At 56.3% G+C, this 23,184-nt stretch carries 31 protein-coding genes; 12 read left to right on the top strand and 19 right to left on the bottom strand.

All coding sequences use genetic code 11. From position 1 onward, the window contains the following. Positions 1-51: 51 nt before the first annotated feature. From AB7828_RS10155 to AB7828_RS10145, 3 genes are all read left to right on the top strand, one after another. A complete protein-coding gene (locus AB7828_RS10155; protein WP_441230074.1) occupies positions 52-456 on the top strand; it encodes a hypothetical protein in 405 nt (134 codons plus the stop codon). Positions 457-490: 34 nt separating this feature from the next. Further along, positions 491-1,171: a hypothetical protein gene (locus AB7828_RS10150; protein WP_441230073.1), complete on the top strand. Its 681-nt coding sequence runs from the start codon at positions 491-493 to the stop codon at positions 1,169-1,171. Between the two features lie 249 nt (positions 1,172-1,420). After that, positions 1,421-1,762 (top strand): hypothetical protein, encoded by a 342-nt coding sequence (locus AB7828_RS10145; RefSeq protein WP_441230072.1) that lies wholly within the window; start codon positions 1,421-1,423, stop codon positions 1,760-1,762. A 48-nt stretch (positions 1,763-1,810) separates the two neighbouring features. Here AB7828_RS10145 and AB7828_RS10140 read toward each other — a convergent pair whose 3' ends face one another. The 3 genes from AB7828_RS10140 to AB7828_RS10130 form a co-directional block, all read right to left on the bottom strand. Then, the gene (locus tag AB7828_RS10140; RefSeq protein ID WP_441230071.1) at positions 1,811-2,248 is read right to left on the bottom strand and encodes a KTSC domain-containing protein; all 438 of its coding nucleotides are present in this window, start codon (positions 2,246-2,248) and stop codon (positions 1,811-1,813) included. A gap of 237 nt (positions 2,249-2,485) precedes the next feature. After that, positions 2,486-3,040, bottom strand: coding sequence for a hypothetical protein (locus tag AB7828_RS10135; protein WP_441230070.1), 555 nt, complete (start codon positions 3,038-3,040; stop codon positions 2,486-2,488). 83 nt (positions 3,041-3,123) lie between these two features. Continuing rightward, the gene (locus AB7828_RS10130; RefSeq protein ID WP_441230069.1) at positions 3,124-3,765 is read right to left on the bottom strand and encodes a hypothetical protein; all 642 of its coding nucleotides are present in this window, start codon (positions 3,763-3,765) and stop codon (positions 3,124-3,126) included. Between AB7828_RS10130 and AB7828_RS10125 the strand changes: the two genes are divergently transcribed. From AB7828_RS10125 to AB7828_RS10110, 4 genes are read left to right on the top strand one after another with little or no spacing between them, the layout of a single operon-like run. After that, the gene (locus tag AB7828_RS10125) at positions 3,764-4,030 is read left to right on the top strand and encodes a hypothetical protein (RefSeq protein WP_441230068.1); all 267 of its coding nucleotides are present in this window, start codon (positions 3,764-3,766) and stop codon (positions 4,028-4,030) included. The two genes, AB7828_RS10130 and AB7828_RS10125, sit on opposite strands and share 2 nt — an antisense overlap. Beyond that, on the top strand, positions 3,993-4,505 hold the full coding sequence (locus tag AB7828_RS10120) for a very short patch repair endonuclease (RefSeq protein ID WP_441230067.1): 513 nt from the start codon (positions 3,993-3,995) through the stop codon (positions 4,503-4,505). Before AB7828_RS10125 ends, AB7828_RS10120 begins: the two co-directional genes overlap by 38 nt. Further along, positions 4,506-5,837 carry a DNA cytosine methyltransferase gene (locus AB7828_RS10115; protein ID WP_441230066.1) on the top strand — a complete coding sequence of 444 codons (1,332 nt, stop codon included), beginning with the start codon at positions 4,506-4,508 and terminating at the stop codon, positions 5,835-5,837. It begins immediately after the preceding gene. Beyond that, positions 5,830-6,630, top strand: a complete 801-nt coding sequence (locus tag AB7828_RS10110) for an endonuclease (protein ID WP_441230065.1) — start codon at positions 5,830-5,832, stop codon at positions 6,628-6,630. The genes AB7828_RS10115 and AB7828_RS10110 overlap by 8 nt, the downstream gene beginning before the upstream one ends. Positions 6,631-6,721: 91 nt before the next feature. Here the strand turns inward: AB7828_RS10110 and AB7828_RS10105 are convergent, their stop codons facing one another. From AB7828_RS10105 to AB7828_RS10060, 10 genes are all read right to left on the bottom strand, one after another. Continuing rightward, positions 6,722-7,321 (bottom strand): hypothetical protein, encoded by a 600-nt coding sequence (locus AB7828_RS10105; RefSeq protein ID WP_441230064.1) that lies wholly within the window; start codon positions 7,319-7,321, stop codon positions 6,722-6,724. 17 nt (positions 7,322-7,338) lie between these two features. Then, positions 7,339-7,746, bottom strand: coding sequence for a hypothetical protein (locus AB7828_RS10100; RefSeq protein WP_441230063.1), 408 nt, complete (start codon positions 7,744-7,746; stop codon positions 7,339-7,341). Positions 7,747-7,764: 18 nt separating this feature from the next. Continuing rightward, positions 7,765-8,805, bottom strand: a complete 1,041-nt coding sequence (locus AB7828_RS10095; protein WP_441230062.1) for a hypothetical protein — start codon at positions 8,803-8,805, stop codon at positions 7,765-7,767. Between the two features lie 122 nt (positions 8,806-8,927). Then, entirely contained in the window at positions 8,928-9,323 is a 396-nt protein-coding gene (locus tag AB7828_RS10090; protein ID WP_441230061.1) for a hypothetical protein, read from the bottom strand. Positions 9,324-9,435: 112 nt separating this feature from the next. Then, positions 9,436-10,548 (bottom strand): phage major capsid protein, encoded by a 1,113-nt coding sequence (locus AB7828_RS10085; RefSeq protein ID WP_441230060.1) that lies wholly within the window; start codon positions 10,546-10,548, stop codon positions 9,436-9,438. 13 nt (positions 10,549-10,561) lie between these two features. Further along, positions 10,562-11,131, bottom strand: coding sequence for an HK97 family phage prohead protease (locus tag AB7828_RS10080; protein ID WP_441230059.1), 570 nt, complete (start codon positions 11,129-11,131; stop codon positions 10,562-10,564). Continuing rightward, positions 11,124-11,609 (bottom strand): hypothetical protein, encoded by a 486-nt coding sequence (locus tag AB7828_RS10075; protein ID WP_441230058.1) that lies wholly within the window; start codon positions 11,607-11,609, stop codon positions 11,124-11,126. Before AB7828_RS10075 ends, AB7828_RS10080 begins: the two co-directional genes overlap by 8 nt. A gap of 151 nt (positions 11,610-11,760) precedes the next feature. Then, the gene (locus AB7828_RS10070; protein ID WP_441230057.1) at positions 11,761-12,810 is read right to left on the bottom strand and encodes a hypothetical protein; all 1,050 of its coding nucleotides are present in this window, start codon (positions 12,808-12,810) and stop codon (positions 11,761-11,763) included. A gap of 436 nt (positions 12,811-13,246) precedes the next feature. Continuing rightward, positions 13,247-14,761, bottom strand: coding sequence for an AAA family ATPase (locus AB7828_RS10065; protein ID WP_441230056.1), 1,515 nt, complete (start codon positions 14,759-14,761; stop codon positions 13,247-13,249). Next, positions 14,758-15,084, bottom strand: coding sequence for a hypothetical protein (locus AB7828_RS10060; protein ID WP_441230055.1), 327 nt, complete (start codon positions 15,082-15,084; stop codon positions 14,758-14,760). Before AB7828_RS10060 ends, AB7828_RS10065 begins: the two co-directional genes overlap by 4 nt. A 183-nt stretch (positions 15,085-15,267) precedes the next feature. Here AB7828_RS10060 and AB7828_RS10055 point away from each other — a divergent pair, with 183 nt between their 5' ends. Then, on the top strand, positions 15,268-15,480 hold the full coding sequence (locus AB7828_RS10055; protein ID WP_441230054.1) for a hypothetical protein: 213 nt from the start codon (positions 15,268-15,270) through the stop codon (positions 15,478-15,480). A gap of 55 nt (positions 15,481-15,535) precedes the next feature. Here the strand turns inward: AB7828_RS10055 and AB7828_RS10050 are convergent, their stop codons facing one another. The 3 genes from AB7828_RS10050 to AB7828_RS10040 form a co-directional block, all read right to left on the bottom strand. Then, on the bottom strand, positions 15,536-16,696 hold the full coding sequence (locus tag AB7828_RS10050) for a tyrosine-type recombinase/integrase (RefSeq protein WP_441230053.1): 1,161 nt from the start codon (positions 16,694-16,696) through the stop codon (positions 15,536-15,538). A 333-nt stretch (positions 16,697-17,029) separates the two neighbouring features. After that, positions 17,030-17,224 carry a hypothetical protein gene (locus AB7828_RS10045; protein ID WP_089264806.1) on the bottom strand — a complete coding sequence of 65 codons (195 nt, stop codon included), beginning with the start codon at positions 17,222-17,224 and terminating at the stop codon, positions 17,030-17,032. 370 nt (positions 17,225-17,594) lie between these two features. Continuing rightward, positions 17,595-17,750, bottom strand: a complete 156-nt coding sequence (locus AB7828_RS10040) for a hypothetical protein (protein WP_441230052.1) — start codon at positions 17,748-17,750, stop codon at positions 17,595-17,597. Positions 17,751-18,225: 475 nt separating this feature from the next. On the opposite strand from AB7828_RS10040, the gene AB7828_RS10035 reads away from it, so the two are divergent. The 3 genes from AB7828_RS10035 to AB7828_RS10025 all read left to right on the top strand — a co-directional run bounded on the left by AB7828_RS10035 (position 18,226) and on the right by AB7828_RS10025 (position 20,320). Beyond that, complete coding sequence (locus AB7828_RS10035) at positions 18,226-19,275, top strand: YeeE/YedE family protein (protein ID WP_441230051.1); 1,050 nt, start codon at positions 18,226-18,228, stop codon at positions 19,273-19,275. 133 nt (positions 19,276-19,408) lie between these two features. After that, complete coding sequence (locus tag AB7828_RS10030; protein ID WP_441230050.1) at positions 19,409-19,837, top strand: DsrE family protein; 429 nt, start codon at positions 19,409-19,411, stop codon at positions 19,835-19,837. A gap of 30 nt (positions 19,838-19,867) precedes the next feature. Then, positions 19,868-20,320: a DsrE family protein gene (locus AB7828_RS10025; protein WP_184518027.1), complete on the top strand. Its 453-nt coding sequence runs from the start codon at positions 19,868-19,870 to the stop codon at positions 20,318-20,320. Between the two features lie 67 nt (positions 20,321-20,387). On the opposite strand, the gene AB7828_RS10020 is transcribed toward AB7828_RS10025, so the two are convergent. From AB7828_RS10020 to AB7828_RS10010, 3 genes are all read right to left on the bottom strand, one after another. Then, complete coding sequence (locus tag AB7828_RS10020; protein ID WP_441230049.1) at positions 20,388-21,497, bottom strand: YeeE/YedE family protein; 1,110 nt, start codon at positions 21,495-21,497, stop codon at positions 20,388-20,390. Between the two features lie 69 nt (positions 21,498-21,566). Then, a complete protein-coding gene (locus tag AB7828_RS10015; protein ID WP_068731992.1) occupies positions 21,567-21,944 on the bottom strand; it encodes an ArsR/SmtB family transcription factor in 378 nt (125 codons plus the stop codon). 35 nt (positions 21,945-21,979) lie between these two features. Continuing rightward, positions 21,980-22,378, bottom strand: a complete 399-nt coding sequence (locus AB7828_RS10010) for a thioredoxin fold domain-containing protein (protein WP_441230048.1) — start codon at positions 22,376-22,378, stop codon at positions 21,980-21,982. Between the two features lie 49 nt (positions 22,379-22,427). Here AB7828_RS10010 and AB7828_RS10005 point away from each other — a divergent pair, with 49 nt between their 5' ends. Further along, the gene (locus AB7828_RS10005) at positions 22,428-23,171 is read left to right on the top strand and encodes a cytochrome c biogenesis CcdA family protein (protein ID WP_441230047.1); all 744 of its coding nucleotides are present in this window, start codon (positions 22,428-22,430) and stop codon (positions 23,169-23,171) included. Positions 23,172-23,184: the final 13 nt, after the last annotated feature.

The raw sequence follows: 23,184 nt of genomic DNA, 5'->3' as shown, positions 1-23,184 counted from the left end.
GTTTGTCGTGTCACCCCTCGGCGCCATCGGGTGGATTAGTCTGGAGGGGACGTGGCGGGGAAGTTGACGCACAAGGCATGCTTTGAATTTTTCGGGACCGTACCGAAGAATCCAAGGTGGAGTTGGTCTGGCCGCAGCCCTGACGGGAAGGTCGTTTCGGTGACTTTCTGGCAAGATCAATTCGAAGATCGCGGTCGAGTTTACCGGAGCAAGTTACGTCCGGGCGAAAAGGCGATGCCAAAAGCCGGTAGGACTGAACTGCTGGAAAACCTCAAATGGTCGCATGAAAATTGCGGCGGTGTTTTGCACATCATCATCGCTATTCCCAAAGACCCGAAGGCCGAACCGCGCTCAATTCTAGAATGCTTTCCTCAAAAAATATTGCGAATGAAGCTGACCCACTTTGACGAAGGCACCGGGCAATACGTCGCCGAACGGATCGAACCAGCAGTCTAAATAATTTCTGCAAGCCAATCGGTGAAGCGCTTAGATGTTAGACAGTTTAACGAGGTACTTCGTTGCGATCTCTGCACTGACCGTGGGATTGTCGTCAGCCGTCGCTATGATCATGCTGTCGGCGTACCTATCGATTTTCGATTGGACTTTGATCTGGATAATTGAATATAGCGACTTGGCGAAGTTGGCACTCGTCGGCACAGCGTTGGCATCCGGCATTTACATAACAGCTTTCCAGTATATTCAGTCCATTTACGATGCCTATACGGATAAAACGAAATTTCGATATTTCATCTTCGGGTTTATGATTCTCATTTGGGGCTTAACAACTGGCCGCGAGCTTTATCTCGACTACGCATCTAACGGCCCGCTCTATTCTTATCACCTTGCAAAGACCCTATCTTGGGGCTTGTTTCTATTCATTGCATTTGTCGGCCCTTCGCATCTTGCAGACTGGACGCAGCGTAAGTGGAGCGTTATCGGGAGCGATATCTCGATGCTTACTGTATTTCTCGGTTTAACCGCCGCAACGTTTGCGTTCTATACGCGGGATGTGAGCGAGAACTCGCATGAGATAAAAACTAAGTCCGCGACTTTCGATAGAACCAAAATCATAATGATGCTGTCTCACCATGTGGTTTTCATGGTGGAAAAAAGAGTTGTTGTAATCCCCGCATCAGACGTTGTTAAAATTGAAACAGTGGCTGTACGTTAAAGGCTGCGCCATGCCTTCACGCCATTCATACGCTTCGTTGCCTCCATAGCGCTCGCAAAGCTCGCGTAATCTTTCGGCCCGTATCGCTTGCCATCGCTACTAAAAGTAGTTCAATTTTAAATTTAGTAGCGCGCGCTGGCACATCCTCACTTCAGCAGTTGGATATTTTCACGCGTAGTCCATTCAACCGTTGTTCAATGGCAAAAAAATATTCTTCGCCCGTATGAACGCCTCAAATGGGAGGTGATCATGAATTTAAAACGTGTTGCGAAGTATCGGCTGACGGGGCTGGACGCGAATGAAGCGAACGCTGCTGCGGTGATGTCAGTGGCAAAGCCATTCTTCATGGAGATGTTGAAGCAAGGGAAATTCGTCTTGGCGCTTGATCCACTGCTATCTGACGACGCCTTCGGAATCGAAACCGTTACAGATGGACAGTACTTCGGCTTGCAGATCTTTGATGGCACCGTTGGTTTTGTAACGCGAGCCGAAGATGGGCAAATTCATATCATTTGTCAGATAACGGATGCGCGCTTTTTGACTCGCGAAATTTTGGCTGCTTTCGTTCAACAAGTGATGCGGCTGCATTGAGTAGCCAGTGACCACATAAACGTAGATCATTGGGAATGCACCGCTCGTTCAATACGCCGGCACCCGATGCGTTCGGCAATCGTATGGTCCGTCGTTGCCGCTACCCTTGATGCGTGCGTTGTAGAACTGCCCCATAGACGGCGCGGCCATCAGTGCGTCGAAGATCGGATACGGCATCTCGCAATAGTGATAATACGTGCCGCGAAGGTTGATGACCATATAAGCCTTCGGCTTGTCGTAACAGACACGCTGGATGAAGCTGCTACGCGGCGTGTCGCGACAGTCGAAGGCTTTAAGATCGACCGGCCCGCGATACTTCACGTCAACCGTTTCGGACCGGACTTCGGCGGCGAAGAGTAACACCAGCAGCGCGGTCGCGCTGCGGATCATGAAACGTCCAATGGGTGACAGACTCTGCACGGCTGGATACCGCTCATGTGTTTCGATGCTAAAATCGCTTCGTTTTGAGAGAACGGTCCGTGCCATTTGCCATTCTCTCCGCTGTCAACGCTTTGCGTACCACGGCCATCATTGCAGAAGGAACAATGCGAGAGGTGAATCGCGCCGCGCTTTCTGTGCCAATTCTCGTAGACCCAATAGTCGCTCATCGTCGATCCTTCGCTAATTTAGTATGGCAGAGCCATCAAGGGCGCGGGTGTCCGACCGTGGTATGATCCGTTAGCGGCGGCTAAGTTCTTGGTTTGATGATGGGGGTTCTACACCTCACATGCCGCTCATGATGCACTCGTTCATTATTCGAAAATCGAACAGCGGCGGATTTCGGTCGTCTATCAAAAAGTCGAAAGCAGGAAAACGAACCTCGTTCTTGAAATCGCGAGCCTTCATTTCACATCGTGTCATCTTACTCTCACCAACCGTTTCGATGTAGTCCGTGAGCTTGTACCATTTCACAGCCTCTTGATTTCGCTCTTCGGCACATTTCGCAATGGCCTGTCCGGCCCTGCTGATATCGCGTTCACCCGTGAAACGGTCAGCACAGACGCCGATGCTTGCGAGCTTATTATACATCATCATACGCATTGCTGACATAGCAGCGCGTTCATTGGTCGGCGTGACGATGACCTTTCCCGCGCGAACACGTTTTTCTTTCTCAGCGTTCGCATTCGCGACAAGTCGATTGAACTCGATGCGCCCATCTGCTTCTAAGGATTTATAAAAGCCGACCGCGTCGGGGCCAGCCTGTGCTTTCGCCGGAGAAAGCGATGCAGGGATCAAAATCACTGCGGCAATTAATGCTCGCCAAGCTTGATCGATCATTTGTCGCCTCTCACCATTTTTGCATATGAAGCGCGATATAGATCGAGCCGGATTGTCCATTCGGCTATTATCTGGCCGCCACTTTATCCTCGCGCCTTTTTCGGATCAAACGCCGGCCATCCCTTAAGCTCTTTCATCGGCGGCAAGTCCTTCGGTCGCTCAGGATGGACAAACTCTTCACCGCACAACCAGCGGCCTTCGAACCTATCCCAAAACTGAATGGCGTGAAGCTGCAATGCGAACTGATACACACGCCATAGGCCACCGTGCTCAATGCGTTCGCCCGTCGCGTCCAGGGGAATGCCGTTGAGGGCGCACAACGCGTTAATTTCGTCCCATCGTTCGCGCAGATAAATGTCTGCGATGGCCACGTGATACGGGCGATCCGGCTTCCATCTGGGATGGCCGCGCCCGCGCGGGCGAAAGCCTTGCCGCTGCATCAAGAGATCGGGCAAGCGAGCGATGGCTGTTGCAATGCGGCGCGCCTCGTCGCTGCTTAGATGGTCGCGACCGAATGACCACTGTTGCAGGTCGTCCCGACAGTAGATCGTCGCCAGCAAGAAGCCGTTGGCGTCCCGGACGCAGAAGCGTTCGTCGCCGTCCCGCTCGATCCGCCAAGGTGGGGGAAAACGTCTTTTCGGGTCTGGTCTGTCGCTTGACGGCATGAGAACAAAATGAGAACATTCTGGCTGACCGGTCAAGCCGAAGAATGGGAATTCCGCCATGTCCACAGCGCCACAAATCAAAGTCGATGCCTATGACGCCGCTTGTTCGTCGATCATCGCCCAGTGCGGCGGGGACGCGCGCGGCGCGGTTAAAGCGCTGCTATGTGCCAATGAACTGCTGGAAGCCGATTTAGAGAAAGCGCTGCGCGCAGCGTCGGCAGGGTATCGGCGGCAGGGGGCGGTGAAGCCCAACGTCGAGAATAACGGCGGCGTTGGAAAACAGCCGCATGTGGCGTTTCGAGAACTGCCTAGCGTCCTTACGTAATCGCTCAATGGCGTGCCCAGTCATCGGCATGACGCCGGAACGGTTGCAGATGGTCGATACGAGAACGAAAGCACAGCGAAGTCGGATTATGAAAAGCGTTGCCACGCGCAACACTGGACCGGAACTGCAAGTTCGGAAACTTCTCCACAAGCTTGGCTATCGATTTCGGCTTCACCGCAAGAACTTGCCTGGAAAGCCTGATATTGTCTTTGCAAGTCGGAAAAAGGTTATATTCGTTCATGGCTGCTTTTGGCACGGCCACGGTTGCAGCAAAGGTCGGCCCCCGAAGTCGCGAGCCGAATACTGGCTTCCGAAGATTTCAACGAATCAGGCTAGAGATATCAGAACAACTGCTTTGTTGACCGAAGCAGGATGGGACGTTTTGACCGTTTGGCAATGCGATCTAAAAGGCATGGAAGCGCTTGGGCTGGCCTTACAGGCTTTTCTAGGACCACCGGGACAGTTGAGGGCGTAAATGGCTAGGCCAATCGGGATTGATCTCTTTGCTGGCGCGGGGGGAATGAGTCTGGGTTTCGAACAGGCGGGCTTCGACGTGCGTGCCGCCGTGGAGATCGATCCCATTCATTGTTCCGTTCACAAATTCAACTTTCCCGATTGTGCGGTGTTGCCCCGGTCCGTCCAAGAGGTGACAGGGGCGGATATTCGTCGTGCTGCCGGGATCGGTGACGCACCCGTCGATGTGGTTTTCGGCGGTCCACCTTGCCAAGGTTTCTCGCTAATCGGCCATAGGTCGTTTGATGATCCACGCAACCAACTCGTTCTCGACTTCGTGCGTATTGTTTCCGAATTGGATGCGAGAGCTTTCGTTTTCGAGAACGTCAAAGGTCTTACGGTTGGAAAGCAGCGCACGTTTCTAAACGAAATCATCAGCGCGTTTCAGGATGCGGGCTATGATGTTCGGACAGAATGGCAGGTTTTGAACGCCGCGCACTACGGGGTGCCGCAGTATCGCGAGCGGTTGATTTTACTTGGCGCGAAGCGCGGAACAAAGGTACCCAATTATCCCAAGAAAATGACGTTTGCGGCCGACGAGACGCCTGAACTGGGGCTGCGCATTGGACCGAGCTGCAAGGACGCGCTTGGCGACTTACCGAATGCCGACCAGTTCGCGGTGTTAGAGGACGGGGACGCAGTCAAGGCGAAGTACGGCAAGGCCAGCCTTTATGCTTCCGAAATGCGCTGCCAATCGAATGACGCATGGCATTACGGATTTATGCGTGCCTGGGAGCCTAGCTTGATGACATCGAGCGCTCGCACAGGCCATAGCGAAATTTCGCAGTCGCGTTTTTCAGCCACGCCTCCCGGGTCCGTTGAACCGATCAGCCGCTTTTTTAAACTCAGTCCAAAAGGACTATCCAACACGTTGCGTGCGGGGACCGATGGCGCAAGAGGCGCTTTCACCAGCCCGAGACCTATCCATTACGCGCACCCTCGTTGCATCACAGTGCGCGAAATGGCTCGGTTACACGGGTTCCCGGACTGGTTCCGCCTTCATGCCACAAAGTGGCACGGCGCCCGCCAAATCGGAAACGCTGTTCCTCCGCCGTTAGCGCGCGCCGTTGCAAGCGAAGTGTTGAAGGCTCTCGGCATTCGGCCGCGCCGTTCTAACAGGGTTGTTGAGTTAGGTGATCCATCGCTGCTTGGAATGGTGATGAGCGAGGCAGCCGAATATTTCTCGGTCAGCAAACCGAATACGAAGCGAGACCGAAAGAGCGGCGCTAAAAAGCGTACGCAGTTCGAAACAGAGGTCGCTCGATTGGCCGCGTTGGAGGCCGTCGGTGGCTGATCCTGTTCTTGGCAACGAAACCAACCGGTACAAGCAACTAATCGAGAAGATCTTTTTTGACGGGTACAAGAAGGGCGCTAAGAGTATCGAATGGGAGAGAAAAGACCTTGAGACGGCCGCAAAGCAACTCAAGATAATTCTTCCTTTAAATCTGGGCGATGTCATCTACGCTTTGCGATATCGCAACCCGATGCCGGATAGCGTCGTTTCAACGGCTTCGAAGGGGATGGAATGGATCATTGAGGGCAACGGTCGCGCGAAATACCGCTTTGCTCTCGTTAAGTTAAACAGAATACTACCCAATGCGGCATTGGCAACGATAGGAGTGCCAGACGCCACGCCTGAAATAATTCGGGCTTACAAAGTTGATGACGAACAAGCATTGCTGGCTGTGGTGCGTTACAATCGGTTGATCGACACGTTTCTCGGCCTGACGACTTTTAGCCTTCAAAACCACTTACGCACCACGGTGCCCGGGATCGGCCAAATCGAGATCGACGAGTTGTACGTCGGCATCGACCGGCATGGCTGTCATTACGTGATACCTGTCCAAGCAAAGGGCGGTAAAGATCAGATATCCGTAGTTCAGGCGAAGCAAGATATCACTTGGGCGGAAAAGAAGTTTCCAGGAATGCGATGCCGAGCCATTTCTGCGCAGTTTATGGCAGACGACAGAATTGCGATGTTCGAATTGACAATCCAAGACGACCTTGTGGTCGTTGTTGATGAGAAGCATTACAAATTACTGCCCGCCAACGAGTTAGATAGCAAAGCCATCATTAGCTATCGATAGATAGACGAGTGAGTAGTCTCAACCGCTCTGTCGTACGCGTCGCTCGACCGAGTCGTGCCACACCGACAATTCCTAGCTTTGGATCAGCTCGTTAGTCGTTCGGCTTGAAATACAAGTTGATTGGTGTGTGCCTCACGTGAAACGGCAATCCAGTGCGCTCATGAGCATGAACGGAGTTACGGATTAAGGGACTCTTGTTGCAAGCTGTGACTGCCACGTCCGGGCGCTTAGCGACCAGATACTCCTCCCATTTATTCATCACACCGAGCAGGTCTTGACCGAAGAAGTAAATGATCATGCCGCCATGGTCTTGACCGGGCAAACCAGTCGAATACCGCGTGTCGAGTTGTTGGAAGCCTTTAAGCAGCCAATCGTAGCCGCTGTGAACCTTCGCTTCTCCAAGCCAAAGGAAGTTGTCCTTGCTTTCAATCACAATGTCGCAATGTCCGCCGTACTGAGTGTCATGACTTGCATCAAACCCCATGGCTTTGAGGTCGGTGACAATGTCGATTGTCAGGGCGTCTTCGCCGCGTTCTTGGCGGTGCTGCCTCGTCTTCGTGTGTTCTTGCACGACCCAATCGATTGCATCATTAACGCAAGCCAACCGTTCGGCATGCGTTGCGGAGAAAATCAGGTCAAACTTGATCCGGTCCGGCGTCGAGTGGCCGAACATGGCTTTCAGCGTGGCCATTGAATATTGCTGGTCGCTCATTGCGCAGCCGCGTCGAACTTGGCCGACGGAACGAAGAAGGGAAAAATCTTCGTTTCAAAATCTTCGACGGGGTAGCCTGTTTCTGGATGTATAAGTTGCCCGCCCGCACGGGCCGCAGACAGGTCAGACAACGGTATTTCGTGTTCGGTACTATCTTCGTCAACGAGCATTGCATGTGCATCGAGTGCTGCGACGGATGAACTTGATAGTATAGTAATCGCCAACAAAAGGTCGGCGTCTACCACTTCTTTCGAGGTCGCCGCCTGCAACGACGCGAAGGTCAACATTTCCAATTGGGCGCGCGGAACACTTTCCATGTAATTAAGAATAGCGTCGCAGAGGGACACGATGGGTTCATTACCCCATCGATTATGCACCTCCCGGCGTATTTGCTCTGCACTCATTATCAAAACGTATCACGTTCAGAGATAGTGTTCCATGCGGCTTTTAACGAAATCGAAGTCGTCATACCCCATGCAGTTTCTAACAACGGCGTCGATCATAGTCGGCTGGACACTGGCCGAGACCATTGCGCTGCTGTTCAAGCTGAGTTCAGGAGTAGAAAACCGCTTGGCACTGATCGGTCGCTTCCAAACGACGCTAAGTCGGTAAGGTTCTATTGGTGTGCCGAGCGCTGCCTTCCCGCCCTTATGGTAAGTCTCGTCGCGAAGACACAATGCCTTGCGCCGCATCTTCTCATGCTTGATTGAAGCAGTCGTGGTGCCGAACGCCAATTCAACGATACTTCCCTCCTTGGGCGCGCGATAAATTTTGTTGATCAAAGGAAATAGGTTGATAGGAGTGCCAAGAAAACCGCTGCCAACAATCTCGTGGAATTTCGCCTGTAAGATTGTCTGCGCGGCCCCGCCCGTGTCGCGCTGCATATCCTTCGGATAGTCCACGCGCACATCAACGTACTTGCCGTGTGACGGAACCCAAATGATGTCCATTGCTTGGTAACGTATCTGCCGCACCCCATAAATCTCTTCGTACTGGTCCACCAACGTTTCTGGCAGGTCGGCGTCGTCGAGCGGTTCGCGCTTGACGATTACGCGCGCAGACGCAAATACCAACCCTGTCCCGGACTCTGTCTTCTCAATCGCCACCAGGGTTGGATCGTTCGACGCTGACGCGAGTTCGTCTTCGCTCAGGTAAGCGGGGTATGAGTCCTTGAACTGGCCGTCGGGAATTGTGGCCACTTCCAACGCCTGCGCAATCGCAGGGTTGCTCCCTGCGTCGATCTCGTAAAAGCGTACTAGTTTCTCACCACAAAGATAATGTTCGACAAGCGCCGCAGCGGCGGCATCTATTTTCCCGGAGAAGTCTACAGACTGGTCGCTTAGCCCAGCCACCGTCTTTTCCCAGCCGTGACCGCGAGGAAGATCTTCAACGTTCAGAATCCGCGAGCCGACTGGCCAAGGCATTCGGGCGCTCATACTTCGCGCGATGTCCGCCATATCCATTGGTAATCCCCTTCGAACGGCCACGGTTTTCCGTGTTTGATGCGCTTGGCGCAACGTAAAAGCGAGGCGATCAGGAGGCCGTCAACAGAATAAGGGGAGTTTCGTCCGGCGGAATGCGCCAGCTAGGCAAATGCTTCGAACGGATTGGCTTTCGGCGCCTCCGGCACCTTGATCTTCGACCGTTCAGTCGGCCCGAACCCAAGCCGCGTCAGCGTCGTGATCAGCAGCGAGCGTGCAGGGTTGTCAATCGTGCCGGCGCGTTGCTTTGCCATGAGGCAAGCCGCGACTTCAACCATGAGTGCATCGGCACTCGTTAGCCAATGACCTTCGATTGCCATTTCCGCGAACACGGCAGCCTCGGCAGGGGCCAAGTGCTTGGGCGGCGCCCCTATGGGGCCGTTAGGCGTCGGCTCGCCAGCGCGGTCCTTTGCGCGTTCTGGGTGGGTCTTGAAAGAGCCGCGCAGTTGAAGCACGGCGGTAGGTGTTCTCGGTCGGCTCATGCCGTTCGGAATCTCCATTTCGGATTCGTGTGATTCTTGCCTTCGGCCGGCTCATGCCCCTCATCCGGGAAGATTGAGACACCCCCCGGCCAGTGCCATTACATCCGTGACGCTGGCCGGGACGCAGCCGTTAGCTGGTTGTCATTCTGAGCTTCTTAACGGCATTGGCCTGAACGACGCCACCGCCGACGCGGCGGCTGGCATGCATACGGGTCACCGAATTTGTTGCCAGCAGGTATGGATTAACGAGGACCGACAGGTCGGTGCGATCTACGATGCGATATGCTGTCGCGATGTCTCCGAAGAGAACGGGGAATGTCCCGGACGCTACGTCGTCCATATCCACGGCTTCCGCCACAGGTCGGCCCAAAATAGTCTCAGGCTGCCCCGCTTGATAGGCCGGTTGCCACAGATACTGGCCCGTTGTGTCTTTCAACTTGCGAATGGCCGCCAGCGTAGAGCCGTTGAGTACGAACGTCCCGCGATTGCGGTAGAACGCCGGCAACGAGTAAACCAAGCCGATAAGCGCATCGGCAGACAGATTAGTCGCGTGGCCGTTGGCGATGTAGCTAACGCTGGCGTCGGACATGATACCGGCGGGCTGGCTCACGCCATCGCCTTTAACAAATGCCAAGCCCTCCTTCTGGCCAAAGTCTTCCGCCAGTGCCAGACGAACTTCCGCATCTACGTCCACGACCGCGTCGGCCAATAGCTGATTGCTTACGTCAACATATGTCGTCAGTTCTCGGGCCACGATCTCCACCTGGCCGAATGACGGGCCGCTTTCTTCCTGAGCCTCGATTTCACCTTTCCACTTTGCGTTTGTAATGCCGGTACGCTTCTGCAATGTCACGGACCCGTGCGAGGTCTGCTTGACTGTCGCGAGCGCGCGGATCGGAGAGAACAGCGTCAGATCGCGGATGAATTCAGTACGGAATTCATTGGGAGCAAGATAGCCACCCTGCGGCGCCACGCCTGCTCGGAGCATTTTTGCTTCGTCCGCGCCAACGCCGTTGTCTCCGCGACGCAGATAACTGTTGAAGGACTTTGCTTCGGTCGGCGCTTCATTGTCGTTTGCCGCGACCGGATAAAAGTTGTCATTCGCGGCGGCGGGGCGACGAGCTTTCGCTTCGAGCTTGTCAAGTCGTGTTGTCAACGTGTCGAACGCGGAAGTGGTCGTCTTGGTCAGAGTATCAAGTGCGTCGTTAACGTCGAAGTCAGTGGCTTCGTGTGCCATGGGCATTAAGTGCAATTCCTTAGATTGAATTCTCGATCTCTCGCGATGCCGCGATGATCTGGTGAAATAGAACGTTGGCGGCGATGGCCGCATTAGCGCGACGGATATGGTCTGCATCCGTGGCACGGCTTTTGACTGAGATAATCTTCGCGTTGATGTTGGCTGGCATAGCGACAGCGCTGACCTCTGAAAGCTTGATAGCTTCTAAGCGGCGACCGCGCTTGCCCATTGGCGAGAACCGGGTCGCGCTGTACCCAATTGACATCGAAAGAGCGTCAACCTTCATCAAGGCGTAGGCGTCATCGCCGAGCGATGAACCGATGGCTAGAACTCCATCTATGCGAAGTCCTTTGTCGTCTTCGAAGAGGCTGGTAATCTTGCCGATTGGAGCGGACGTGTCGTGATGCCATAGCAACGCGGGCATAGTTCCTGCCGCGCGGTGTTCGGCAATCGAAGCGGAGAATGCACCAGACGCGATCACATCCCCATAAGAATCCGGGGTGTCGTCGAACGTACTGGCGTAAGCGCTGAACTGTCCGGCACCGGCCGACTTGACCGCGAGCGGGAGATACAATCGCTTGTCAGACAACGGCGGCGCTCAACGACAGATAGGCAACGATTTCGAACAGCGTCGAGCCTGCCATGATTGAGTATCGGTGCGAGCCGCTGTTCTCCCAACCGTCGCGGTAATACAACGTTTCAAAATCGCCTTCGTGGCATTTCGTGTGAATGCGAACAGCCGGGACGTTTGTGAATACTTCAATCCGCGACCAATAGGCATATAGCGAAAGTGGCCTGCGCTCTTTGCGGAGGAATACTTCAACCATCGCATCGACAAGCTCGCCAACCGTGTTCTCGCCATCGCCGGGAAGTTGGTAGTAATGCCGAGCCACGGAAGTTGCGGTCTTCGGCGTCGCTTCTGCCATTACTGCGAGAAGCAGGTAAGTTAGTGGATGATCAGGTTCATCCCATGCGCCGGAGGCAATCAGCGCGTTCGCGATGCCTTCGACCTTTTCTAGGGGCGTTCCAGTGTAGAGGGCCAACGCTCGTGTAATAGCTGACACCATTAAGTGCAGACTCCTTGGTTGCGGTGAAGGGGCAACATGCCCCCTCACTATCAATCCTCGGCGCGCGGTTTGGTGTGCAAGCCGAGTGAGGAGACGCGATTGTGTCTCCTCACTCTCAATCCGTGGGGACGTTTTTGGCGTGCAAGCCGCTCTAGGCAACTAGCCGCACGCCGCGTTTGGGCGATACCGGAAGGCCGCTATTGCTCACGTATTCCCGGTAATTCGCTGCGGTGTGCTTTGCCTCGATTGCGGCATGTGCGGCTTCCAATGCCTCCCACACCAATACGGAACCTTCGCCCGGACGCTTGTAACCTTTCTTCGCGGCAATCTCCGCGAATGTTAGGTTGTGGCAACAAGCGTCAACCAGCGGCCCCCAAAGCGGACCAACTGCCGCAAGAATGTCGCGCAGATCGTTCTGCGCATCGATCTTCCGTTGCGGAAACAGGTCGTCGTGTATCGCGTTAAAGGGGGTGTCCACGGGTGGCTTTTTTACCCTGCGGGCAAAACCGTCGTGCCTGATCGCACCTTCCTCGCCATCCTTTGCGGACGGTCGGGGTTTGCCTCGCTTCGATAGGCGGCCATCGTAGGCTCTCCTTTTCCGGTCCAGCGTTCGGCCGTGTTCATAGAGGACTTCGCCGGATGCACTGCGCTGCACGCCGAAGTCAGGTGTGGACATCTTACCGGGGCGGTGGATGGCGTCCGCAAGCGGGTCGGCAAACGTCGCATCATACACGTCGCGGACGAAATGGGCGGTCCCCAGCAATTCCGGGGCATTAGCTTTGCCCGAGCGTTTGATGGCCTCTTCAAGCGGCCATGACTCCGTGTTCTTGAAACCGACCGAGTTATCATTGGCGGGGACAGGTAGCGTAGCTGGCACTGCGCAGAGTTCGTTTAGCTGTGTCATGTCAAATGCCCTCTTTGCCGACGCTAACCTTGTCGCGTCCTGTTGCTTGCGGGTGTCGTCATCGACGTTGCGAACCAAAGGGTTGGGCAAATCCGATGTCGTCGTGGATGGGATTTCTTCGAAGACATGGGCAAGCGGGTTAATGTCGGTTTCGCGTTCCGTTGCCGCATCGTCCACGGTCCGACCGTACCGCTTTTTCAGAGCGGCTTTGCCTCTGATGCGGTGGCTGTGATCGCCTTCGTGCAAGTCCACGGAGGCATTGTCGCTGTCGAGCTGATCGTCGTCGTCAAAATCCATGAGTCATCCTTCGGCGCGAATGGCGTTCGCGCACGTTATGAAGAAAAGGCCACGCAATCATGACGTGGCCGAACATGCCGCGCGTTTCTGCGGCGGGAGATTTAGAGTTGCGCAAGGGAAGATCGAATTCGGTGTGGTAGTATCAGCCGTAACGTCCACCGCCTCGATGTCAGAACGTTACGGGTCACTGGCATGCGTCTACCCTTAACGGGCAACGCTCGCAACTTCGCTACAGTTAAAAGTACTATCTGAAATCGCGTTTTGCTTCAACTCTGTCAGGCCAATTCTTGATTGGTTGGTCTCGATGGTTCTTACTATCAAAGGCTGCTGTGACCGGCCGATCCGCGAAAGTCTGTTCAATACTATCTGCGTGCGTGGGTGGGTGGTGTCCCCTAAGGGGGACACCACCCGTAACGCACGCATGCGCGTCAGTGCGTCACTTTGCGTCAGTATCTTCCGACACTGGCGCCGCAACCTCTAGATATGGCTTTTCGTGCCGCGTCTTGTCTTGGCGTTGCACAATCTTGAAATGACCTTCCGCAATGAGACGCTGAATGGTGGCATCCAACCGGCGTTTCGCTGCGTTGTCACGGAGTTCGATGCCCATTACAGCGGCGAATACATGTCCCGCCCAATCAGCGGCAAGCCAATGTGCCTTGAACTGGCCGGCGGAAATGCGTCGCTTGATCTCGGCAAGCTGTTCGGCCGGCACGTCTGTGGCTGCCTCGGATGGCCATCGCCATGGCGTGGCGACGCCAACGCTATCTCCCGGCGTGTAGAAGTTGCCGCCGTTGCCTAGATCGACCGAGACAAGCCGTCGCCAATCGGAATGGCCAGTACGACGTGCGAGATTGGATTTGCCGCTATTCACACGGAAGTAGTCAAAGCGGTCGTTCGCATCAATTCCCGCTTTTTCCGCTTCTTGCGCCGTCATGCCGTTTATTGTGTGGACGCTGCGCGCCTTGTCCTTGAGAGCGCCCGCACCGCGACCGGATTCGGCGGTTACTTCGGCCCTGCCATCCCCGGCGCTCTTGTTGATGTGATGGACCAGTTCAACAGCGGCGTTGGTGGCATTCGCGACACGAACCCACTGTTCGGCGACTTGCTGGATTTGGGAATTGGCGTTTTCCTCAACCGAATGGGTCGATACAAAAGGATCGACGATTAGAACGTCGATCTCCTTGTCGATGATTTCGTTGATGATCGCCGATACGACAGGTTCTACAATCGTCGTGCCCTTGCCGTCGTTCTTGACCACACAGAACGATTGTTCACGGCCGCTATCGACGAAAAGGTTATCGCCAAGCTCTTCGGCAGTAACGCCGAAATGCTTCATGGCCGCGACCAGCTTTCGTTGCGTCTCGTCCAGGGGGTCTTCCAGATTCACAATCCAACATTTTAAGGGCCGTTCAACCGCATGGCCGAGCAACGGCTTGCCCGTCGCCATGGCCAATGCGTCGCTGATCTTCGCGGTGGATTTGCCGCTACCGCCAGCGCCGAAGGTGGCTGATAGATATTTTCGGTACAGGTGGCCACCATAGAGGCATTCCCGCTTTGGGATGGCCTTGGGGTCCACATAGACAAACGGCGTAGCCTTGATGGTCGGGTTCTTGCTGGCGCCCTTGGCCTGATAGCGGCGCGTTAGGTTGTCCCGTCCGATATCAGTGGCACGACCGGCTGAAAAGGACAGGTGAATATCACGCCAATGATCTTCACCGATGTCGCGAATTCGCAGGTGGAATTCCTGCGACCTCTTGGTCCGTTCGTAATCTGCAACGTTGTTGCCGACCAACGTTCCCAATTCAAATGCCACCATGTGGGCATCCGCTAGGCTATCGGTGTGCGCCCATCCGGCGAAAACGTGCCTAAGGGCGGCTTCGCGCATTTCGGTTTTTGATCGATTATCGTTGTGGTGGGCTTGGTCTTCGGGCTTTTTCTTGGCGTTTATCAAGCTGCCACCTCAACCCGAAGCAGTCCGGCAATGGTCGCGACAAGGCCGGCAACGGTGGTCGTGTTCGGCTGGAATCCAACGAGGCGGCTGGCGTCGTTGACTGCCACGGCCCATTTTTCACTAGCCCAAGAGTAATGCTCTTTGAGCCGGCACCATTCCGCATCGGAAAGGTCCATGACGGCTGTGGCGAGGCCGTCCAGAGCTTCGGCCGCTCGAACGTTGCGCGGGTCGCCGGGATATTTGGCGGCGATGGACCGGCGCCAAGATGCCGTCCGGCGCAGGTGCGCGGACAGAGATTTCGTGCAGTCAGTTTTTTGATTCATTTGCTTTTATGTTGGGAAAGTCGGCTGCCGGCCGATACGGGTGGAGCGGCAATGGCGGCTCCTACTATCCATTCGCGAGGGATGGCTTGGCATGCATGCCGGGCTAGCCCTTGGACCCAATCGCACGCTTGGATTGCGTGCGGTCCGTTCCGATATCTTTGGAAAGTCAAACAGGAGCGTGCAATGCCGGTCCAGCAGACGACGGTTACAACATCCGAAATTCTGGAAGCGATGCAGCAGGGCGCGCGCCTGCAATACGAACAAATGGACCGGATTCTATTGGTCATGCCGGATCGACAGAAGTGCCCGGTTCCGTACGCGCAGTTTGCCGCGCTAGAAGAAGCCCGTAAGATCAAGGCGCGACATATGGGCCAAGGCGAATGGGTCGTCGTCTGAATGGATAGCCGCCGTGCCCAACAGCCGGCGGCGTTTCATTAGCGGCGAGGGGCGATCACGCGGCCTGTCCGACGATTGCCATGACGTGAGCTTCCCAGCGAGTCAACGCGTCGAGCTTCTGCTTAAGATAGTTCGCGTTGTTATAGACGCGATCCATGTCTTTTTTTGAATGATTGAGAATCGACTCAGACACCTCACCAATTACGTCGAGGTCTTCGCTCAAGGCGGTTTTCCCCGTGCGCCGCAAATCGTGCAGAACCCAATGCTCGTTAAGTTTAGCTATAGCGTCGATTTTCTCTTTCATATGGCTGTAGTTTGCAAAACCCGTGTCCCATCGACCGAAAACCATTGTTCGATTTGTAACGTCAATCGACGACAACAGCGCGAACGCCAGCGGTCCCAAGGGGATTATGTGCTTGCCGCCTTTCTTGTTCTTGACCCGCTGTCGCTTGAATTCCAGACGGCGTTCTTCAAAGTTTACTTCGTCAACTCTCAACGAGCCGATTTGATCTTCACGTTGGAGCGTCAAAACCATGAGTTGAAAGACGTTTCGTTCGTCCGTAGGCAGTGCTTCAACTGCGTTCCACACCTTCTGTAGCTCGGCGGGAGATAGCGCACGGTCTCGTTGAGTTTCTGTGTTTTTGTTCGTTTTCTCGACGGGGTTGTATTCGCAGACGCCCTCACCGATAGCCCAGTTGAAGAATTTTGACAGGACAGCGCGGGAGCGGTTCATGGTCGTTTTGCCGATTAAATTGATCGCGGCAAGCTCGGTGGCAACGTCGGCGCGGGTGATGGTTTTGATTGGCTTGGCGTGTAAATTCTTGAAATGCACTTTCATGGCGCGAACGTTGTCGCTGTAATATTTGGTGGCCCATTCCGCTTTAAAATTTTCGAGAAAACGGTCCACATATCGGCCGAATGTGTCCGAGACCTGCGCAGCCTTTTCGGACCGCGAGGCAGCTGGGTCGATCTTAGCGGCGACTTGGTCAAACACCTTTTTGGCGTGAATTTTCGCATCGGCTAAGCTGACCTTCGCGACATTTCCCAAGGTCGTCCGGCCGGATTTGGAGCCTACGCGGTACTGGGCGATGTAGTATTTGTTCCCGCTTTCCCGAACCCTCAAGCCGAAACCCGGCATGGCATCGTCAAATTCGATATGGTCGGCTTTACCGGCGGGGGCATTGAAAGCCTTGACGTTCGCTTCCGTAAATTTCATGGGCTGCCTCATATGGAATTGGGAAGCACATGGGAAGCGCTGCGAAGGCGTTTCACTTCATTCCCGTTCCTAATAATCAGCCATCAAATGCTAATCAACGCCATAAATCAACAAAAATGCTTCCCATTTCATACCAGTTCATATGGGTCAGCTGACTGTAAATCAGCCGTCTTATGACTTCGAAGGTTCGAGTCCTTCTTCCCCCACCATTTTCACATCGTTGACGAATTGGCCCTGCGGGGCGGCGGCTTGTCAGCAATCCTGTAAGCAATTCCATTTTCGGTGTTGTTCGCTTGAAGCAGCGCATATTTGCCTGGTTCCGAACGCGCCTGCCTAATTCGATTTGGGGTCCGACGGTGGCTTCCGCAGGCTGGCGGTCTCGGGATCGAAGCCAATAGCGTAGACGTCCAAGACGCCAGCTTCACGCAGCTTCCGTAGCTCGCTCGCCGTCTGATCGAGGGTCTGTACGGTTCCGTAGCAGACCTTCTCCGGCTGCCCGTGAGGGGTCCCGTAGATACTGTAGGCCACGACTGAAGCACACCCCGTGATTGCTGCGAAAGGTTTGCAAACGCTACCGCAGTCATTGGCTTGTTGTCTATAAAAATAGACAACTTGTTGGCGGGCGGCTGCATCAACACGTGTGGCCGAAGACTTGCGCAGATGGGTCATGACCGTGGTGGTGCTAAGCTCGCTCACGCATGCACGCTTCTCATTGGTTCGTCTGACAGCCACGAACACACCGCGGCTGGAACTGCTCCGGCTATCGCAACGGACACATCGAAATGTGGTTGGCCCATGTAGCGTGCGACAAGCTCGGCCAGGATAGCCGCTACCGGCATCGTCGCGATGAGCCGCACGTAAAGCGGCTGGCCGGAAAGCGCCCAGTCCACTCCTGCCGTCAACCAAGCAGGAATGACGGCGAGCACATACGCAATTCCCACCAGCCACGCCAGGAACCCGATGTCGGGAAAACCATCGCGCGACAACCGGCTGCGATGTAGACGAACAGCACGAGTGGCGGAAACAGCGTCGTGAAAACGAGCAGTCGCTTCATAAAATCATCTCCAAGATCCGTTGGTCAGATTTGGCGGCGATTTCGTTCAACTTTCCAAGTCGCATGAACTCAGCGTTGCACGGCCGTGCGACCGGTGGCGTGCACCCTTCGCCGAGCCCCGCCATCCTCATCATTCGGGAGCGCGGGAGCCTGGCCCTTGATGTTGCTTTGATCGATGAAGCTTCAGATCCGCTTGCCGCGTCCTCCGAAGAACTGAGCGCTATGCCCCGTGCTGAGCCGGGCAAGATCGAAAATGCCGTTTCGAAAATTGGGTGCGAAACACCAGTGTGGCGATCTCTGCCGCTCCCAGAGCGATAGTCATTCTGCATCGTGCTTCCGGATCTGATGGAATTATGTTTCCTGTTTTTCACCGTCCGTAGAACTTCCTCCTTAAATCATGCGTCAACTGGACCGCCTCTGAAACTGCCGGTAGTAATCCAGTGTCATCACCTCAAAATCACGTTCGGATCATTCGATGTTTGCGCTCCCGGTTATCGCGGGTTTTGCGATTGGCGCCGTTTTCGGCGTGGTCGGTCTGCTGAGCGGGTTCTGCCTCATGAGCAGCCTGCGCGACTGGTGGGCGCATGACGACGGACGCAAGATCCGCAGCTACGCGCTGGCGGTTGCCGTGGCGGTTGTCGGCACACAATTCATTGCCGGCGCTGGGATCGTCGAGATCGCCAAGTCGCTCTATTTGCAGCCGTCATTCTCGGCGCCGTTGATCTTCGTCGGCGGGCTGTTGTTCGGCCTGGGCATGGTGCTGTCGAATGGCTGTGCATCGCGTGCACTGGTGTTGCTCGGCAAGGGGAATCTACGATCGCTGGTCGTGATCGCGATCATTGGCGTCACGGCGCAGATGACCTTGAAGGGCCTGCTCGCGCCGACGCGTCTGTCGATCCTGCAATGGACGCAGACGACGCCCGGGGTGAATTCTCTTCCGTCGCTGTTCGGTACGCTCGGTCTGCCTGACGCAACGGCGCGCGTGGCAGCAACACTGATCGTCGGCGGTGCGCTGTTGGTCTTCGCACTGTCGCATCGCGCGTTCCGCCGTTCGCCGGGGCAGCTCGTGGCGGGGTTGGTGATGGGCCTGCTGGTGGTCGCCGGCTGGCTGACAACCGGTTGGCTTGGTGCCGACGAGTTCGATCCGATCCCGGTGGCGTCGCTGACATTCGTGTCGCCGGCTGCCGATACGCTGCAATTCATCATGCTGTCGACGGGCATGACGCTGAATTTCGGAATTGCGCTGGTGGCGGGGGTGTTCATCGGCAGCCTGCTGACCGCCCTGCTGACCGGACGCTTTGAGCTTGAGGGCTATACGTCGGCACGCCATACCGGACGTTCGATGGCAGGTGCCGCGCTGATGGGGATCGGTGGTGCGATGGCCTATGGCTGCTCGATCGGGCAGGGGTTGACGGGTGTGTCAACGCTCGCATTGCCATCCTTCGTTGCGGCTGCGGGTATCTTTGCGGGCGCTGCAGTTGCGATCCGCGGCCTGGCACTGCGTCCTGTGTTTGCGACGCAATAAATCCTCTCTAGTCCGCTTCGTTAGTTTGATTGCGCCGGCGCAGGGCGATTGCTAATCAAGCCCCTGATCGTCAGAGGTTTTGTGCGCAATGAAAAAGCGAGGACTGTTTTTCTTTTTGTCGGTCCTTGCGCTGATGTCATTTGCAACGGGCCCGCTCGCTGCGCAGACGCGGCCCGTGAAGCAGGACGCCGCGCCGGACAAGCCGTTCGCCGAGCATTTTATCGCCTTGCAGCTGTCCGATTCTGATCCGAAGAAAGAACGCCTCGTTCTCAGCGTCGCCAGCAATCTCCTGAAAGCCTATGGGCCGGACAAGGTGGCGGTCGAGGTGGTCACTTTCGGTCCCGGTATCGATCTGATGCGCGACACCAACGAATACCGCGCGCTGGTCGATAGTCTGGTGACCCAGGGCGTGCGCTTCAGCGTCTGCGGCAACACGCTGGACACGATCGAACGCGACACCGGCAAGCGCCCGGCGATCAATCCGCATGCGGTGGAAGTGCAGGTCGGCGTCGGCCATTTGCTGGATTTGACAGAGCGCGGTTTCACGATCGTGCGTCCCTGAAATTATACGTCCCTGAAAAGGAATTTCGAGATGCGATCATTGTTGAGATCGATTGCCGGAGCCGTCCTGTTGTCGCTGATCGCGTTGTCCGCTTACGCAGCAGGCGCGAAGGAGCATCGCGTCGCCATTCAGGTCAATCAGAACGATCCGGCGCTGATGAATCTGGCCTTGAACAACGCGACAAACGTCATGGAATTCTACAAGGCGAAGGGCGAGGACGTTCAGATCGAGATCGTCACTTATGGGCCAGGTCTGCACATGCTGCGCGACGACACGTCGCCGGTGAAGGACCGCATCAAGCAGATCGTCGATGCCAGCTTTCCGTCCAGCGTCAAATTCATCGCCTGCGGAAATACCAAAGAGGGCATGGAGAAGCGCGAGGGCAAGGCTATCAGTGTCGTATCCGAGGCGACGGTGGTGCCATCGGGCGCGGTTCGGCTGATTGAGTTGCAGGAAGCCGGCTGGAGCTACCTCAAGCCTTGAAGATTCGCTTTTTTTGACGCGTTTTCTTGACGCGAACCGGTCTCCACTTCGCTCGAAAACGCTATGACTACTTGGACGGTGGCGCTTTCCGCGCCAGCAGCATCCAGTTGCGCTGAATGAGGTCGCGTGGCGAGCCATCGACCAGGATCGCAATGCCGATGCGTGCGCCAAGTATCATGCCGCCGACGGCAATCGGCCAGGACAGCGCCAGCATCGATCCCGCGGTGATGCCCTGACCGATGGTGCAGCCGCCCGCCAGAATGCCGCCGACACCCATCAGGCACGCGCCGATAAGATGACGGCGCATTTCGTGATCGTCGTCGAAGGCTTCCCATCGGAGTTCAGCCGCGAACCACGCTGCAGCCAATGCACCGGCAATGACGCCGAACACGCTGCCGACGCCGAAATCGGCGAAGTTCGCGACATTCAGGACCCCGGCATACAGTGCTTTTCCGATGGTCGACACGAATGTCAGGCTTTGCGGGCGCGGCGGACCCGCGAATTCATCGGTTAGCCCGACCGTGACGAGCCAGCCGGCAATCGTGAGCAATCCGAGTGCGACACCGGCAGTGAGCAGACGCGGCGCGCGGCGCAGGCGTTTGTCGCTGAGTGCCAGCCAACAGAGGCCACTGCCGACAATGATGGCGAGCGGCACGCGCAGATCGCGGCCGGTCGCTTGCGTCAGCAGCGATGCAAAGTCGGAGCGTATACCGTCCGGCATGCGGATCGCTAGCTGCTCAAGCACGCCAATGCGAAGATCGGCGAACAGTCCGCGCAAGGTCGCGTAGGCTGTTGCACCCAGCACGAGGATCACGATCAGGCTCCTGAGATCGCCGGTGCCGAGCCGCACCAGCGAGCCGAAGCCGCACGTGCCGACCATCGCCATGCCGGTGCCGAACATGATGCTGCCGATGACGATCGCAATGAGGGGCAATGCGGTGGGAACGTAAGTGGCGTGTTCCGGTGCAAGAAAGCCGGACAGGATCAGCGCCTGGGTGCCGAGCACGGCGATACCCAGCGCCAGCCCAAAGATCTTCAGGCGGCGATTGTCACCGCCCATCAACGCATCTTCGATGGCGCCAAATGTGCAAAGGCGCGCGCGTCGTACGGCAAATCCCGCGATGGCGCCGATGGCAAAGCCAGCCAGCGCCGATAACCAGGCAGACATGTTCTGCATGGGTTTCCTCCCGATGTGAGGCGCGCTGGCCTTACGGGCCGCGCGCCTCCGCCTGCCAGATCGGCGGCGTTATTTTTTCTTGGTCGGCGCCGGCGTGGCGCAGAAGATATCGTAGATGACCGAGATGACGCTTCGCACGTCGTCATTGGCCAGGCTGTAATAGATCGTCTTGCCGTCGCGGCGGGTCTCGACCATGCCGTCGTAGCGCAGACGCGCGAGTTGCTGGGACACGGCTGACTGCCGCAGCGACAGGATGTTTTCCAGTTCGGACACCGACCGTTCCCGCTCCGCCAGCAGACACAACAGCAGCAGGCGGTTTTCGTGCGAGATCGCTTTGAGGAAATTGCTGGCCTTGCGGGCCTTGCGCATCAACTGATCGAGTTCGGGCGAATATTCCGCACCGTCGCGCAATTCGTCTTCGAGTTCGGATGGGATGATAGAAGCCATGGCAGCGTGCGTGTCCCGCGAATGTTTGAAGAGGATCAGGAACGATTGGCGTTGGGCTGTGAGTTGGTCAGTCTGGCAGCATACTTCCCGAGCAGGCTCCAGAAAGATTCGTCGTTCATGTAGCCGGTGATGCGACCGACCTCGCGGCCGTTGTCGACGATCAGAAAGGTCGGCGTGAAACGCACCGGCGACGCCAGTACGATGCCGGGCGATTTGTCGCGATCCATATCGATGCGGCGCAGCGGAAGAAGCTTGGCTTCGTCGGTCTTGTCATAGACCGGCGCGATCTCGCGATTCCAGCGCGCGCACCAGACGCAGCCATCGCGCTCGAACATCAGGAGTTCGGACGCATCAGCGATGCGCGGCGACAGCGCCGCAGTCATCACCAACAAAGTCGCGATCAACGAGGTTTTCAGAGGCAATTTCCACGTCATGTGTTACACATACACGAATTCGAATATTTATGCCAGAACCGGATCCGCCGTGGTGTCCTCAATCTCGTTCCTTGGTGCGCTGGGCGCAGGGCTGTTGTCGTTCCTGTCGCCATGCGTTCTGCCGCTGGTCCCGCCCTATCTCTGCTTTCTGGCAGGCGTCAGCCTGGACGAACTCGACGATCGCGGTGGTCAGGCCGGCTGGCGCCCGAACGGACGCGTGGTCGCATTGTCCTTCGCGTTCGTGCTGGGTTTCGCCACGGTCTTTGTTGCGCTGGGGGCGTCGGCATCGCTCATCGGCAAGGCGATCACGGCGCATTTCGAGACACTGGGCATCATCGCCGGAGTGTTGATCGTCATTCTCGGACTTCACTTTCTCGGCGTCTTCCGGATCGGGCTGTTGTTTCGCGAAGCGCGCTTTCAAGCGGTGCGCAGACCGGCGGGCTTTCTTGGCGCCTATCTGGTCGGCCTCGCATTCGCCTTCGGCTGGACGCCATGCGTCGGGCCGGTGCTGGCGGCTATTCTGATGGTCGCAGGTGCCGAAGGCGCGCCGGCGCAGGGTGCACTTCTGCTCGCGGCCTATGCGATGGGGATCGGCATTCCCTTCATGCTGGCTTCGCTGTTTTCGGGGCCTTTCATGCGGCTGATGGCGCGGCTGCGTCAGCATATGCTGGCTATCGAGAAGGTGATCGGTGCCGGCCTTGTCCTGACAGGCGTTCTGTTTTTGACTGGTGCCATGCCGCGGATTTCAGGTTGGATGCTGGAGACCTTTCCGGCCTTCGGCACGATCGGATGATGTGTGGCTCGGG

The organism is Tardiphaga sp. 215_C5_N2_1, assembly GCF_052076055.1.
In the GTDB taxonomy this organism is placed as follows: domain Bacteria; phylum Pseudomonadota; class Alphaproteobacteria; order Rhizobiales; family Xanthobacteraceae; genus Tardiphaga; species Tardiphaga robiniae.
This window is presented reverse-complemented; position numbering and strand designations above follow the sequence as displayed.